Source organism: Bacillus sp. SG-1 (assembly GCF_000181495.1).
GTDB lineage: Bacteria > Bacillota > Bacilli > Bacillales > Bacillaceae_B > Rossellomorea.
Genome location: NZ_ABCF01000002.1, coordinates 156,560 through 170,764, shown reverse-complemented (window position 1 = coordinate 170,764; position 14,205 = coordinate 156,560). Strand labels below are relative to the sequence as shown.

14 protein-coding genes and 1 tRNA gene are annotated in these 14,205 nt (G+C 41.2%); 14 read left to right on the top strand and 1 reads right to left on the bottom strand.

The genetic code is table 11. The features are described from left to right. Together BSG1_RS04570 and BSG1_RS04565 are read left to right on the top strand one after the other, a co-directional pair. Positions 1-233, top strand: a 233-nt coding sequence (locus BSG1_RS04570) for an ATP-binding protein (protein ID WP_006835723.1), incomplete at its 5' end; no start/stop codon positions are given. Between the two features lie 141 nt (positions 234-374). Further along, positions 375-926, top strand: a complete 552-nt coding sequence (locus tag BSG1_RS04565; RefSeq protein ID WP_006835722.1) for a YtxH domain-containing protein — start codon at positions 375-377, stop codon at positions 924-926. A gap of 384 nt (positions 927-1,310) precedes the next feature. Here the strand turns inward: BSG1_RS04565 and BSG1_RS20750 are convergent. Beyond that, positions 1,311-1,407 (bottom strand) — tRNA-Sec (locus tag BSG1_RS20750). Between the two features lie 254 nt (positions 1,408-1,661). Between BSG1_RS20750 and BSG1_RS04560 the strand changes: the two genes are divergently transcribed. From BSG1_RS04560 to BSG1_RS04505, 12 genes are all read left to right on the top strand, one after another. Continuing rightward, complete coding sequence (locus BSG1_RS04560; protein ID WP_044022391.1) at positions 1,662-2,195, top strand: hypothetical protein; 534 nt, start codon at positions 1,662-1,664, stop codon at positions 2,193-2,195. A gap of 630 nt (positions 2,196-2,825) precedes the next feature. Continuing rightward, positions 2,826-3,044, top strand: a complete 219-nt coding sequence (locus BSG1_RS04550; protein WP_006835719.1) for a DUF1659 domain-containing protein — start codon at positions 2,826-2,828, stop codon at positions 3,042-3,044. Positions 3,045-3,081: 37 nt separating this feature from the next. Further along, positions 3,082-3,297: a DUF2922 domain-containing protein gene (locus BSG1_RS04545; protein WP_006835718.1), complete on the top strand. Its 216-nt coding sequence runs from the start codon at positions 3,082-3,084 to the stop codon at positions 3,295-3,297. A 90-nt stretch (positions 3,298-3,387) separates the two neighbouring features. Beyond that, complete coding sequence (locus BSG1_RS20115) at positions 3,388-3,528, top strand: YvrJ family protein (RefSeq protein ID WP_083802837.1); 141 nt, start codon at positions 3,388-3,390, stop codon at positions 3,526-3,528. Positions 3,529-4,086: 558 nt separating this feature from the next. Next, entirely contained in the window at positions 4,087-5,232 is a 1,146-nt protein-coding gene (locus BSG1_RS04540) for an exonuclease SbcCD subunit D (RefSeq protein ID WP_006835715.1), read from the top strand. Further along, positions 5,229-8,363, top strand: coding sequence for an AAA family ATPase (locus tag BSG1_RS04535; RefSeq protein WP_006835714.1), 3,135 nt, complete (start codon positions 5,229-5,231; stop codon positions 8,361-8,363). Before BSG1_RS04540 ends, BSG1_RS04535 begins: the two co-directional genes overlap by 4 nt. A 393-nt stretch (positions 8,364-8,756) precedes the next feature. After that, on the top strand, positions 8,757-9,050 hold the full coding sequence (locus BSG1_RS04530) for a hypothetical protein (RefSeq protein WP_006835713.1): 294 nt from the start codon (positions 8,757-8,759) through the stop codon (positions 9,048-9,050). Continuing rightward, complete coding sequence (coaW, locus tag BSG1_RS04525) at positions 9,047-9,847, top strand: type II pantothenate kinase (RefSeq protein WP_006835712.1); 801 nt, start codon at positions 9,047-9,049, stop codon at positions 9,845-9,847. Before BSG1_RS04530 ends, coaW begins: the two co-directional genes overlap by 4 nt. Before the next feature lie 120 nt (positions 9,848-9,967). Then, positions 9,968-10,564, top strand: a complete 597-nt coding sequence (locus tag BSG1_RS04520; RefSeq protein ID WP_006835711.1) for an SCO family protein — start codon at positions 9,968-9,970, stop codon at positions 10,562-10,564. Between the two features lie 400 nt (positions 10,565-10,964). Further along, positions 10,965-11,501, top strand: a complete 537-nt coding sequence (locus BSG1_RS04515) for a GNAT family N-acetyltransferase (RefSeq protein WP_006835709.1) — start codon at positions 10,965-10,967, stop codon at positions 11,499-11,501. A 197-nt stretch (positions 11,502-11,698) separates the two neighbouring features. Then, positions 11,699-13,591, top strand: a complete 1,893-nt coding sequence (selB, locus tag BSG1_RS04510; RefSeq protein WP_006835707.1) for a selenocysteine-specific translation elongation factor — start codon at positions 11,699-11,701, stop codon at positions 13,589-13,591. Positions 13,592-13,675: 84 nt separating this feature from the next. Then, positions 13,676-14,155 carry an 8-oxo-dGTP diphosphatase gene (locus BSG1_RS04505; RefSeq protein ID WP_006835706.1) on the top strand — a complete coding sequence of 160 codons (480 nt, stop codon included), beginning with the start codon at positions 13,676-13,678 and terminating at the stop codon, positions 14,153-14,155. Positions 14,156-14,205 lie beyond the last annotated feature (50 nt).

Here is a 14,205-nt window from a genome sequence, read left to right as displayed (position 1 = left end):
GGGAAGGAATGGACGAACAGACACTAAATAAACTTGGAGAGCCTTTTTATACCACAAAGGAAAAGGGAACAGGCCTGGGCTTCATGGTATGTATGAGGATCTTAAAAGATCACTATGGATCAATCCATGTAGAAAGCGAAAAAGGCAAAGGGACAACCTTCGATATTTCATTGCCGGCTGCGCTTCCTAAGAAATCGAAAAGAGGCAAACAGGCTGCAAAAGAATCGGTTTAAAGCTGTAGAGAAGTTTACAGCTTTTTTTGTATGGAAAATTTTGCAGTTAGTTAGCGATAGGCATTAAAGTTTAAAGTCATCAAAAACGGGAAAGAAAAAAATAAGCATATAACTAAAACAAGTCTAGGAGGATGTTTATTTATGACACAAACAATATCGTATAATGATACTAATGTTGCAACTAACGAAGAAGAGAAGAATGGTAAATTAGTAAAAGGAATGGTGCTTGGCGCAGTAGTTGGAGGAGCATTGGCAATGCTGGATTCTAACACAAGACAGAAAGTGGCTTCCAATACCAGGACTATGAAAGACTCTACAATGGATATGGTGGGACAGGTTAAAAATGATCCATCCGGTGTAAAAAATGATCTTCAGGATCGTCTTAAATCTGCTTCATCTGTTCTAAAAGAAGCCATCAATGATGCTCAAAATTTATATGAAAAAGTAAATGGAGACATCGTAGAACAAGTAAATCAAGTAAAAGATGAATCTAATGAAATTCTATCATCAGCGAAAGATGCTACATCAGACTTGAAGGAAATTGGCGGCAAGGTGAAAGAAGCCGGCGAAGAAGTAATGGATGAAAATTCAACTCAATCTTCAAGTAATACAACTAGTGGATCCACTACTAATAACAGCACTAACACTAGCACAAACAATAATGACAGCAAAATTCCAGGTCAGCTTGGATAAAAAACCGGTTTTTAACCGGTTTTTTATTTTGCAGAAAAATCATTTTTACCGTATAAGCACTGTTCTTGTGACCTTGATCGTTTTTTACCACCTTGTCTCGCAAAGATTTGAAAGGTGGCACTAGTCTTCCTATTATGCGAAAATTGTCTTGAAAGTGATTAGGTACATATTATTGATTTTTACTGATTAATAGGTAGTGACCTGTTATAGGAAAGGCGGTTTATTTTATGGGATTATTAGTAGATCTTAGCGGCATAATCATTGGTTTCATACTAATTTATGCTGCCTACAGGATGTACAAGAAAGGTAAGAACAATAATTAAAAAAGCCCCTAAGGCAGATGCCATAAGGACTCAAATATATTTTAGTGTTATTATGTACATTTGGCGGGACTGCCTGGGAATCGAACCCAGCGGAGACGGCACGCGCCTCCCAAGCGGTTTTGAAGACCGAGGCATGCACCAGCAACACAATCAGCCCCATGTATTGAACAAGATCTATTATGGAATAGTTTTAACGATTTTTCAAGTAGAAGGTTCTGGCTATTTTGATTCAGAAATCAGGTAATATTTACAATATTTAAACTTTAACGAAATGGGGGAATATTCCTTTACCTTTGGCTGGAAGACATGATAAGATACATATCGGCTGAGACATAGATAGCTGCCTTTAAACGCAGTTGCTTATCTTGCCAATATTCTATTCAACATGGGGATATCAGAAAGGATGAAGAACATGAAAAAATTATGGTGGTTAGCATTGGCTCTTTTGTTAGCGGTTGCAGGTTGTGCGAACAACGGAGAAAACAATGCAGCTGGCGATAACACAGCTGAAAATGCGGAAGATACAGAGGCAACTGAAGAAGAAACTGTTGATGCTTCAGGTGCAATGATGGACTTCTACTTGAATATGACTAGCACGCTTAACGGAATCGATAATGAGCTGAATGACTATGAAGCTGCTATGGGCGGAGAAGAAGCTCCAAGTGCAGAACTGAAAGCGGCAGCTGCTGAATCGGCTGCAGCTGCTAGTGAAGCAGTAAAAGGATTTGAAGTATCAGGAGATCTTTCTCAATTTGAAGAAGAACTTGAAACATTCAAAACGACTCTTGCTGAATCTTATGACATGAAAGCTGCTGAACTTCAAAATGAAGAAGTGAACTTCGACGCGGCAAACGAAAAGTTCACAGAAGCTGAAGAGCAAATCGGAAGCCTTCTTGAAGAAGCAGGACTTGTAAAATCAAGTCTTAGCAACGATATTAACGGCTAATAGATAGTCAGAAAAGATTGTCCCTACCTAGGGGCAATCTTTTTTTGTGGAACAAGATTCCACATGTCTTTCAAGGCACCAGGAACAATGGGTATTGGTATGCGACTTTCCTTAACCTACAAAATCTCATACGAAAGGGAGCATGATTGGTAGGTGAATGCAGGCTAATTTCATACATCACATACAAATCACCTAGTTATTGGTATGTCATTTCGCCAAACCTTGTACTCTCATACAAATGCGAACATTATTGGTAGGTGAGTGCAACTATACCTCCTAAATCACATAAAAATCTACGCAATATGGGTAGGCGACATTCCTTAACCTGCAAACTCCAATACAAATATAAGCTGAATCCCGCCTCGCCTGCTATTCCCCACACAAACCAGCCCCTAATAGTAACAAACCATTCAATCTCGGCAAAAATGACAACATAGGCAATTGGATCACAACGCAATATGCATCTCGTCCTGAATCCTCCCTCAGCCTGCTGATCACAGTTTCCATAGATAACTCCCTCACATAAACCAAACCAAAAAAGTCTCTATTAAAAAGTTTAAGAAACCTGAATTTCCAGGTGTCCATATCCACCTCTTTTTTCTATATAAAGGGTGAAAGGAGGTGAGGCACATGGCAACAGCAGATTTGAAAAGTATCAAGCTTAAAATGGTGTTTGATAATGGAGTGGATTCAGAAGGTAAGCCGCAATATTCCAACAAGACTTACAGCAATATTAATTATGCTTCGCCGCCAGATGAAATTCTTCAGGCAGCAGATGCATTGGCAGGACTGAGTGTAAGACCGCTGGTACTGCTTGAGAAGAATGACAGCTTTGACATCAACGCCTAAGTAATGGTTGGGGTTTAGTAGAAAGGAGGTGTGATTAATGGCAAAAACATTGGAATTACAATTCACTACCCAGTTGGGGAAAACGGCGCGTCTATCCATTGACGAACCAATTGAACCAGTAGATCCAGCCAATGTAAAAATGGTTATGGACACTCTGATTGCCACAAATGTCTTCCAAAGTAATAGTGGCGCCTTGGCTGCAGCAAAGGGAGCGCGGGTAATCGAGCGCAATGTGACGGAATATGAAGTGTAATGGCAGTAAAGGTGTCCTGTCGGCTTCGGCCATAGGGCACCTTCTTTAATAGAGAAGTGTTTAAATCTTATCTTGAAGGAGGTGAAGAGAATGGAACAACTGATTCCGTTTATCTCTGAAGTCGGTTTTCCGATTGTGGTTACGATGTACCTGCTTCATCGAATCGAGTCAAAGCTTGAAGCTGTCATTAGCTCCATTCGGATGCTGCCGCAGGAGATGAAGAATCAATAAGGCTCTATTCTTAAGCTTTGTTGCTATTTAATTTGATTTCGAAAAATATATATCATTCACACGAAATATCCTGGTATGCCAGGAAGAAAAGAGCTACCTCCCTGTTCAGAGAGAAAAAACCGTTTAACCAGGGAGAAAATCCGGCACTAGGGATTTTTCCGAAAGCAACAACCTTACGAAAACAGCCATCAATAAAGCAGGTCAGCGCTTACCTTACCAAATCCAGGTCGGGTTAAGCGCTATTTTATTTAGGAATTTAATATGAACTTCGAAAAATATAGACATCAATCACTCGAAATATCCTGGTAAGCAAGGAAGAAAAGAGCTGCTCTCCCTGTTCAGAGAGAAAAAACCTTGTAACCAGGGAAAGAAACCGGCACTAGAGATTTTGCCGAAAGCACAATCTATTCGAAAACACCCTTAAATGTTAAAACGGTTATCTTCTTGTGTCCCCCTTTTCATACTCCGTTAATTCATGCCATCTCCCAAGAACTGTAACAAACCAAGAGAAATCTCTGATATAATACGGATAGAATATTTGTTCGAGGGGTGACCGTAATGAAGTTTATACATACAGCAGACTGGCATTTGGGCAAGCTGGTGCATGGTATTTATATGACAGAACAGCAGCGGGAAGTGCTGTATCAATTTGTGAATTTAGTAGAAGAAGAGAAACCGGATGCGGTTGTTATTGCCGGTGACCTGTATGATCGTTCCGTACCGCCTACGGAAGCCGTTGAATTATTGGATGAAATCCTTTATAAGATAAATGTTGAGCTTGAGACACCGGTGATCGCCATTTCGGGTAACCATGACAGTGCCGAACGGTTGTCATTCGGTACTTCCTGGTATCGCCAGAGTCGATTGTATTTGAAAGGGAAGCTGACCAATGATTTCTCACCGATCCAGGTCGAAGGGGTTAATTTTCATTTAATTCCCTATGCTGAGCCGGGCATCGTGAAGCAGCTTCTTCAGAACGATTCTATTCAATCCCATCATGATGCAATGCAAGCCCTTATCGGTGAGATAGAAAAGAATATGGACCCTGCTGAACCACATGTGTTTGTTGGACATGCCTTTGTTCTCGGAGGCAAGACATCTGATTCAGAGAGAACTTTGTCAGTAGGGGGATCGGGCTGCGTCGGTTCTGAATTGTTCGCCCCGTTCCACTATACCGCTCTTGGTCACTTACACAGTCCTGACGCGATTAAGCATGAGCGGGTGAAATATTCTGGGTCTCTATTAAAATATTCATTCTCGGAGGCCAAACAGAGGAAGGCCGTTTCGATAGTTGAAATAGATGCAAAAGGCAGTATTTCGATTGAGGAAAAGACTCTTACTCCAAAACAGGATATGCGCGAAATTGAAGGGCATTTGGAAGAACTCCTGGATCCGCAATTCTTTCAGCAGCAGAAAACAGATGACTTCCTAAAAGTGATCTTGCGGGATGAAGGTGCCCTGTTTGACCCAATCAATAAATTGAGACAAGTATATCCAAATGTTCTTCATCTTGAAAGAAAAGTAGAACAATATGATTTAAGGGTCAAAGAGGATTATTCGACCACAAGGGATGACAAAAAATCAGAACTGGAACTTTTTCAACAATTTTATGATGAAATGACCACTATGGACTTCACTGAAGAAAAAAAGGAAATTATGATAAGCGTTATCGAGAAGGCAAAGAAGGAGGCTGAAAAGAAATGAGGCCATTGAAGTTAACGATGCAGGCATTCGGACCTTATCCCAGTGCCGAAACTATTGACTTTCAGCTTCTGGGACATAGGACCATGTTTGTGATTTCAGGAAAGACAGGCGCCGGCAAGACAACCATTTTTGATGGAATATCCTTTGCGATTTATGGGAAGGCATCCGGAGAAGACAGGCACGGCAATGACCTGCGCAGTCAATTTGCCAATGACGATGATGTAACGGAAGTCTCATTGACCTTTTCTCTGCGTGGGAAGATATACCTTATCATTCGTTCTCCCCAACAGGAAAAAAAGAAGGCACGTGGGGAAGGCTTCACAACAGTCAACGCCAAGGCTGAACTTTATGCCATAAATGAAAATGGAGAAAAACAGCTGTTGGCAGCAAATGTCCGAGATGTAGATGAGAAGATCAAAGAAATCATTCAGCTCGATGCGAACCAGTTCAGGCAGATTCTGATGATTCCACAAGGGGAATTCAGGAAACTGTTGACTTCAGACAGTAAGGATAAGGAAGGCATTCTGCAAAGGCTTTTTCACACCGAATTTTACAAAATTATTCAAGATAAGTTAAAGGAAGAAAGCGACCTCTTGAAACGGGATGTCGAAAAAGCCATCGAAGATAGAACCAGGCGCCTACTGGGCATTCATCCGGAACAGAATGAGGAACTGAGGGAACTTCTTCTTAAGGAGCCTTTAAATGATCATATGATACTGGAGAAGCTCCAGCTGCATATTGAAATGATGGAAGAAAACCTATCTCAACTGAATCATACTTATGAAGAAAAGCACAAAGAACGGGACCAGCTTCAAGCACAATTGGTTCAAGCTCAAAAACTGGTAGAACAGTTTGAGAAAAGAAGAGCCCTGCGGGAAGAAAAGCGCTCTCTTGAAAAAAGACAAGAAGAAATTGATAAATTGAAAATACAAATTAAAAAAGCTTACCAAGCGGATAAATTGGTGCAGCAAGATGAGTATTGCCGCAGATTAAGCCGTGAATTAAAGACAGTCGAGCGTGAATTAGAAAAGCTGCTGGCAGAACAACAAGAATTAGCAGATAAGATGAGCAAGGCACGGAAAAATTGGGAAGAAGAGCAGCAAAAGGAAGAAGCAAGAAATGAAGCAGCCAAGAAAGTCAATACACTTGAAGGGTTAAAAGAAGATGTATACTCACTTGGACAGCTCGAGGATGAAGTTAAGGATTTGGACATAAAGAGGAATCAATTGAAAAATGAGATCAGCCGAAAGTCAGTGGAGCTGAATTCGAAAAAAGTCCTTCTAAATGAGCAGGAAAGAAAAAAAGTAAATTTAGAAGAGCTGCGATTAAAGTCCTTCGAATTAGAAAAAGAGGTTACACAGTTACAGAGTGAAGAGAAACTTTTTACACAGCTGCAAAAATTACAGAAAGAAACCGTGGAAGTGGAACGAATACTAGCCAACCGCAAAGAACAGTATCACTCTGCTTCTCAAGAAGTTGAAGATGCCCGTTCTACTTTAATCTGGCTGGAAGACAGATGGAACAAAGCGCAGGCTGGAATTCTCGCCTCTAAACTTGTTGATAAGGATCCATGCCCGGTTTGCGGATCCGAACACCATCCCAATCTTGCTCATCTACAGGATGATCTTCCGGATGAAAAAGATATCAAGGCCGCAAAAGAAATGGTGATGGTAAAAGAAAAGCACGAGAATGCGACAAGCAGAGCTTTTTATGAAATTGAAGCCAAGTACAACGCCGTCCACACTCAAAAACAAGAAGCACTCGAAGAAATAATCCAAGTTCGCGAGGTTTTTAAAGAGGAAGAGGTCGATTTGGAACTTACCTCAATAAGAAACAACTTGGAGAATAAGAATATTCAACTGAAAGGATTCAGTCTGCAATTGAAAGAACTCAACTCTATTGTTGAAAGGATAGAAGCAGCTAAAACGGGAATAACAGAGCAAGAGGAAAGATTGGAAAAGCTAAAAGGCGATGAATTAGGTGTGTCGGAAGCTTTCCATGCAAAAAAAGGTGCTTTAGACAGCAGGAGGACTGCTATTCCACTTGAAATCAGAACAAGGGAAAAATTCAATGCAGCTTTGAAGACAGCACAAGATAAACTGAATACCTTAAAGGCATCCTATGAAAAAGCGCAGGAATTATATAATCGTTTGTTAAAAGAAGTGTCTGTGAATGAAGTTCAAGTGAAAGATAAACAGCAATCTGCCTCAAGGCTTCAGGCGGAAATGGAGGAAGAACGGAATAAATTCCTTCAAATCCTTGAAGAGCAGGGATTTGAGAACTATAAAGCCTTTCAAGAAGCTAGAAGAGCAGAGTCAGAGATCAGTTTAATGGAAAAGAAAGTTACAAGTTACGGAGAAGAAGTCCGCTCCGTTCATGATAGACTGGAAGAACTTGAAAAGGCCCTTCAGGATACGGAAGAACCACAGCTTGAAAAACTCCAGCTGATTTTTACAGAAATAAACGAGGAACTTAAGAAGTTGAATGAAGAATATAATTCCTTGAAGATGAAAATTTCTGAGAATCAATCAATACATGAGTACGTCTGCAACCTCAATAAACAGATGAAAGACCTGGAAGAAAGGTACAGCATTGCTGGACATCTTTCAGAAATGGCAAGGGGACAAAATGCCCACCGCCTGACCTTTGAACGTTATGTCCTGGCATCTTTCCTGGAGGATATCCTGCTGGTGGCAAATGACAGATTGATGAAGATGACATCAGGAAGATACAGGCTGATCCGAAAAAGAGATCGAAGTAAAGGAAATGTTCAGAGTGGGTTGGAGCTGCTCGTCTTCGACCAATACACGGGACAAGAACGGCATGTGAAAACTCTTTCCGGCGGAGAAAGCTTTAAAGCGGCCTTATCATTGGCATTAGGTCTGGCCGATGTCGTCCAGCAGTATGCAGGAGGAGTCTCCCTGGCAACGATGTTCATTGATGAAGGGTTCGGTACTCTCGATCCTGAATCTCTTGACCACGCAATCGAAGCTTTGATGGATATTCAGAGCAGCGGCCGCCTCGTCGGACTCATCTCCCACGTGCCTGAGTTGAAAGAGAGGATCGATGCCCGTCTTGAAGTAATCGCATCCCAACACGGAAGTACCACAGAGTTTCACTTTTTAGCATAATAGGTAAGGAGGACCTGGAGATTTCCGGGTCCTTTTTTTTATTTCAGCATGGCAAAAGTTAGATAAGTATGGTTTCATTTCAGTTGAAAATCCATCCAAAGAGTCGAGGGTGCACTTTTTACCTTCATCATTTACTTCAATATATTATCTTCATCCTAAACTTAACCGCTTCCATAAAACTAGCTGAATCTCTTGGTTTTTGTGTAGCAGGGAGACATCCCGTTTTTATTTTAAAGAAATAACTTGGCTCACGCTATCACGCCATATGCAGTTTAAATTTAGAAGTGCACGGGTAATTCGCCAATTAGACGATTATTTTTTCCATTTTACTTTAAATTAGCATAAATTACTAATAAGATAGAAATATCTTAAAGATGGCAGGTGGTTCGAGACATGCAATTACTCTTGTTTTTATTGATCGTTCTCCTGGCTGCTGCAGTTTCTTTTATATGGAGCTGGAAGCGGCTGCTTGATTTCAATAGTTATAAAAAGCCATTTATCGAAGGGACTATATTTAATTTCATTATTTTGCTGCTGGGCTCCATATGGTGGTTTTTTACAGAGAACAATGCTGATGAACAGCTTACTGGCATTTTCTATTTCTTGGTTTGCTTTCTGATGATAATGGTATTAAACGGAGTTATATTGGCTTTCTTATTCTCTAAGAGGAAGGATTCAGCTTCATGAATAAAGTTGGTATCGATGCCGGAGGGTCACTGACCAAGGTAGTTTTTCATGAAAAAGGAAGAAGGCATTACAAAACCTTCCCTTCCAGAGACATTAACCAAATGAGCCAATGGATTCAGTGGCTGTCACCTTCGTCAGAGTTCTATGTAACGGGCGGAAAAGCGGGTTTAGTCAAAAAAATCCTTAATAACTCTACGGAGATATCTGAATTCAAGGCGGTATGTGAAGGTTCAGCACACCTTTTAGCCGAGGAGCACGCGAGACAAGGTCCATTTATCTTAGCCAATATAGGAACCGGAACCTCTTTCTTCTGGGTCAATCAAGAAAAAGGGGAATACCGACGCCTATTAGGAACTGGGATGGGCGGAGGAACTATAATGGGACTGGGAAAAATATTATCAGGAAAAGTTTCCTTTAGCGAAATAATCTCTGAGGCGAAGTCTGGCAACCGGGAAAATGTCGATTTGCTGGTGAAGGACCTTTATGAAGGCGAGGAGCCTCCCATTCCGGGCTTTCTGACAGCGGCAAACTTTGCTGGGGACCTGTCCGGAGAGGAAACTCCGAACGATTCCTTAAGATCAATGATTAACATGATTGCTGAAACTATCATTCTCCTTGCTGCTCGTGCTGCTGAGACGGAAGGTATTAAAACAATCGTTTTTACCGGAGGTGCACTGTCTGGTAATCCGCTATTAAAATCGGATCTTTCACAATTTGTAGACATCATGGAGTATGAACCAGTGTTCTTAGAGAATGGAGCTTTTGCAGGGGCCATTGGCAGCCTGATTAATAGTTAAAAGGAAATCCCTTCACAAAATATTCATGTAAAATTTTCTATGTAGATTGTATTCTTTTGGCGTTTACACTAACATAGTAAAGAAGTTGAGATTATTGCATGAAAGTTTGGAGGGATTTCTTTGTTTAAAAAATATAAGCTGCTGGCTTTTTTGATAGTGTCTGCAGTCATACTTGCAGCATGCGGTAATGGCGGATTTAAAGCAGACCACAATTGGAAAGTTCAGGATTTCAGTTATACTAACCAAAATAATGAAACTGTAAGCCTTGAGGATTTAAAGGGAGAAGTGTGGATCGCCGATTTCATTTTTACAAACTGTAATACAGTTTGTCCCCCAATGACCTATAATTTGACTCTCCTTCAGGAAAAGTTGAAGGAAGAGGGTATTGAAGATTACCGAATTGTTTCATTCAGTGTGGATCCTGAAGTGGATACGCCTGAAACATTATCTGAATTTATCAGTAAGTACGATGCTGATACAAGCAAGTGGGATTTGCTGACTGGTTATTCACAAGACCACATTTCTCAATTTGCAGAGAAATCATTTAAATCCCTTGTTGCAAATGATCCAAACAATGATCAAGTCGTTCATCAGACCAGCTTTTATTTGGTCAATCAGGAAGGGGTAACCGTTAAAAGTTATGGCGGCTACGAAGAAGTTCCTTTTGACCAAATCGCAATGGATATCGAAGCGTTGATTAAAGAAGGACAAGAATAGAAGGAAAGGGACTGTCGACAGCGGCAGTTCTTTTATTTTGCTGATATAGCTCAGGGGAGAGTTATTATCGGAAATTCCTGTGTGATTGTGTTATACGGGGCAAGTTTTGTCTGTGTTATTTCAGGTCGCATATAATTTTGTCTAGTTCATGGTTAATAGTCTGTATTTTTACTCTCTTAAAAAATTTGGTCAAATTGGGAGGTTAATAGTCCGTTTTCTATCAGGCCCCATAGAATTTGTCCTTTGATAATCCGTAATTTCCTCATGCCCTCTAAAGAATTGGTTCTTCACCGCATTAACCTTCGCCTCTCCCAGTTCCAACCACCCAAAATCCAGCCTTAAAGGAATCCCGACCACAATGTCGAATCAATAGATAAATTGAAGAAAGGCGTGGTTTAAAATGAATATAGAAATAAGGCCAATTAGAGTAAGCGATGCTGAAGAGGTTACCGAAATTATGATTCAGGAAAAAGTACTGCCGAATGTGGTATCATTACCAAGTATCCGTGTGGAGCGTTTCGAAGCGATTCTTAAAGGTGCCTCTCCGGAACAGCATGACTTTGTGGCAGTCAGCAGCGGGAAAGTGATCGGATTTGCAGGGCTGCATCAGGGGAAAGGGAGGAGGGCACACAGCGCCACCCTTTTTATCATGATCCATGAAGAGTACCACGGAAAAGGGGCAGGTACAGCCTTAATCAATAAGTTAATTGACTTGGCTGATAACTGGCTGATGCTTGAAAGAATTGAATTGACTGTTTTGGATAGCAATCATCGGGCTAAGAAGCTTTACGAGAATCTTGGTTTTTTGAATGAAGGATTCTCTAAAGGGACAATCATCCAAAACGGAAGGCACGCTGGAGAATACAGAATGGCCAGGTTCCGGCCTGGAGGGATGATTGAAGAGAGGATGACAGAGGACAGTGAAAGAAAAGACTAAAAAACGATTGTTTATGTTTGATGTGGTGTTTACTATTTTTATATTCATTTGGGTCGTGAAAACCTTTATGGATGGTGACACATCTAAAGGGCTTATTTTTTCAGCGATGCTTTTAGTTATGATGAGCATACTGATTTTTAATAGAAGAAAACGATAAACCAGATAAATATCGGGCAATTTAGGAAGAAGGTGCAGGCATGACGAAAAGATATTTTACTGTCGGAATGGCAGGACATATCGACCATGGAAAGACAGCTTTAGTAAAAGCATTGACGAATAAGGATACCGACCGCTTGAAGGAAGAGAAAGAGAGGGGGATATCCATTGAGCTGGGCTTTGCTCCTCTGATGGAGACAGAGGATATGGATATCTCTGTAGTGGATGTACCCGGACATGAAAAGTTCATCAAACAAATGATTGCGGGTGTGGCCGGAATTGATTTGGTTATTCTTGTAGTGGCTGCTGATGAAGGTGTGATGCCGCAGACCAAGGAACATCTGGAGATTCTCTCTTTTCTTGGTGTTGATCATGGCATCGTGGTACTTAGCAAGATGGATAAAGTAGATGAAGAATTACATAACCTTGCAAAAGAAGAAATCAAAGAAGAGTTGGTAGGGACTGTATTTGAAAGCTCACCTGTCATTCTGGCAGACAGTTTATCAGGGAAGGGTATCTCAGAGGTGAAACAAACGATTCTACAGTTCTTGGAGGAAGTTCCATCAAGAAGTATTACGGGAGACTTTCGGATGCCAATTGATCAGGTCTTCACTGTAAAGGGACAAGGAACAGTCGTAAGAGGGACGGTCTATGAGGGAAGTGTTAAAGAGGGAGAATCACTTATGCTCCTTCCTTCGGGAAAAGAGACGAAAGCAAGGCAGATCCAAGTCCATCACCAAGAGGCTCATGAGGCGTTTGGCGGGCAGCGGACAGCGATTAATTTATCGGGGCTGTCGAGAGAGGAAGCCGTACGGGGAAATGTCCTTGTGAAGTCTGAATTCTTTACGGTTACTGATACGATCGATGTAAGTATCGAGATGGTTGAAGATCTGGAACATCCTGTTAAACAAAGGATGCCGGTTAAGCTGCACACCGGAACATCCGAAACTATGGGGAAAATCATTTTCTTTGATCGTAATGAGGTAGAGACAGGGCAAGAGGAAATCCTCTGTCAAATAAGGCTTGATGAGAGTATTGTTGTGAAACGCAATGACCGATTCATTCTTAGAAGACCGACGCCTGCCGAAACGATTGGTGGAGGATTCATTATCGATCCAAACGGCAGCAGGTATAAGTTTGGCAATGAAACAATCCAACTCTTGGAACAAATGAAAAATGGTACACCTCTGCAGCGAGTCGAAGATACACTCTTAAAGCACAAGTCCTTAAGTAAAAGCAAGCTATTGCAAGAAACCTCGTTATCATCATCGGTGCTTGAAGAATTATTGGAAAACAAGGAGCTGCTTGTGCTTCCTGGGGGAGTTATTACTTCAGTTGAGGTGATGAGAGAAATCGAGCAATTAATGAATTCAGAGTTTGCCGAGTTCCACCGTCAGAATCCAATGAGGACAGGGTATGATAAAGCAAGAATCATACAATTTTATAAAGACCGATTTAAGGAACCTCTTTTGGAACATGTTATTAGACTAAATCTTCAAGCGGAGAAGTGGTACCAGAGCGGTCATTTCCTGGCGCTGAAGGAATTCACGCCGCATGTACCTGATCAGTGGAGAAAAAGATCAGAACAGGTTCTGGAATTATTGAAAAACGACGGGATGAAACCTGATGATCTGGCAGGGTATTTAAAACAGGCAGGAATTCCAGCGGATATGCAGCTAAATCTGATGCAATTTTATCGTGAACAGGGGAAAGTGGTCCATTTAGATGATAATATTGCCTTTCATCAAGATGTTTTTTATGGGGCGGTCCATCGATTGCATGAAGAAACCGATGAAGAATTCGCATTGCCAGAGGCGAAAGATTCGTTAGGTCTATCGCGGAAATACTTAATTCCTTTCCTGGAGAAGCTGGACAGTCTTGGGTATACAGTCAGAATTGAAAATAAACGAAAGTGGAAATCATCGGCACATTGATATAGAGGGCTGTATCGGGTAGGTAAAGGCGTAATCCGGGGCGGAAATTGTTCCCGGATAATCAATTGGATTACAGGTGATGAAATGAATTGGAAAGAATATGAGACACAGCTATACACAATGGTCATGATTGAAAAAGGGGACAAGATACTATTAGTCGAGAGGCCTTCTGAAAAAGGGTTTCCAGGGTATATTGCCCCTGGGGGAAAAGTCGACTTCCCGGAGAGTCCGGCTCAGGGAGCAGAACGGGAAGTGAAGGAAGAAACCGGTCTGACCGTTGAGAAGTTAAAATTCAAGGGAATTGATGAGTTTGTGATTCCTGCTCAAAAATACCGCTACGTCGTCTATAACTACCTTGCTGTTGAGACAAGCGGAGAATTGTTGGCTGACCCGCCGGAAGGAAATCTGAAGTGGATCGATAGGGAAGAGGCAGGCGATTTGCCCATGCAGCCTTGGTTCAGGAGGAGATTTCCATACTTTTTTAAAGAAGGGGTTTTTGAGATTCATTCTAAATGGGATGGAAATAACCGGCATGATGCCAAAGTTACAATTAGAGAATTATAAAAAACAAGCCTGCTAACATCTTTTTTTAAGATGAGCAGGCCTGTTTTGAG

Bases quoted from the DNA above. Each gene is read 5' to 3' on its own strand.
- BSG1_RS04565 (WP_006835722.1), top strand. From the start codon at position 375: ATGACACAAACAATATCGTATAATGATACTAATGTTGCAACTAACGAA.
- BSG1_RS04560 (WP_044022391.1), top strand. From the start codon at position 1,662: ATGAAAAAATTATGGTGGTTAGCATTGGCTCTTTTGTTAGCGGTTGCA.
- BSG1_RS04550 (WP_006835719.1), top strand. From the start codon at position 2,826: ATGGCAACAGCAGATTTGAAAAGTATCAAGCTTAAAATGGTGTTTGAT.
- BSG1_RS04545 (WP_006835718.1), top strand. From the start codon at position 3,082: ATGGCAAAAACATTGGAATTACAATTCACTACCCAGTTGGGGAAAACG.
- BSG1_RS20115 (WP_083802837.1), top strand. From the start codon at position 3,388: ATGGAACAACTGATTCCGTTTATCTCTGAAGTCGGTTTTCCGATTGTG.
- BSG1_RS04540 (WP_006835715.1), top strand. From the start codon at position 4,087: ATGAAGTTTATACATACAGCAGACTGGCATTTGGGCAAGCTGGTGCAT.
- BSG1_RS04535 (WP_006835714.1), top strand. From the start codon at position 5,229: ATGAGGCCATTGAAGTTAACGATGCAGGCATTCGGACCTTATCCCAGT.
- BSG1_RS04530 (WP_006835713.1), top strand. From the start codon at position 8,757: ATGCAATTACTCTTGTTTTTATTGATCGTTCTCCTGGCTGCTGCAGTT.
- coaW (WP_006835712.1), top strand. From the start codon at position 9,047: ATGAATAAAGTTGGTATCGATGCCGGAGGGTCACTGACCAAGGTAGTT.
- BSG1_RS04515 (WP_006835709.1), top strand. From the start codon at position 10,965: ATGAATATAGAAATAAGGCCAATTAGAGTAAGCGATGCTGAAGAGGTT.
- selB (WP_006835707.1), top strand. From the start codon at position 11,699: ATGACGAAAAGATATTTTACTGTCGGAATGGCAGGACATATCGACCAT.
- BSG1_RS04505 (WP_006835706.1), top strand. From the start codon at position 13,676: ATGAATTGGAAAGAATATGAGACACAGCTATACACAATGGTCATGATT.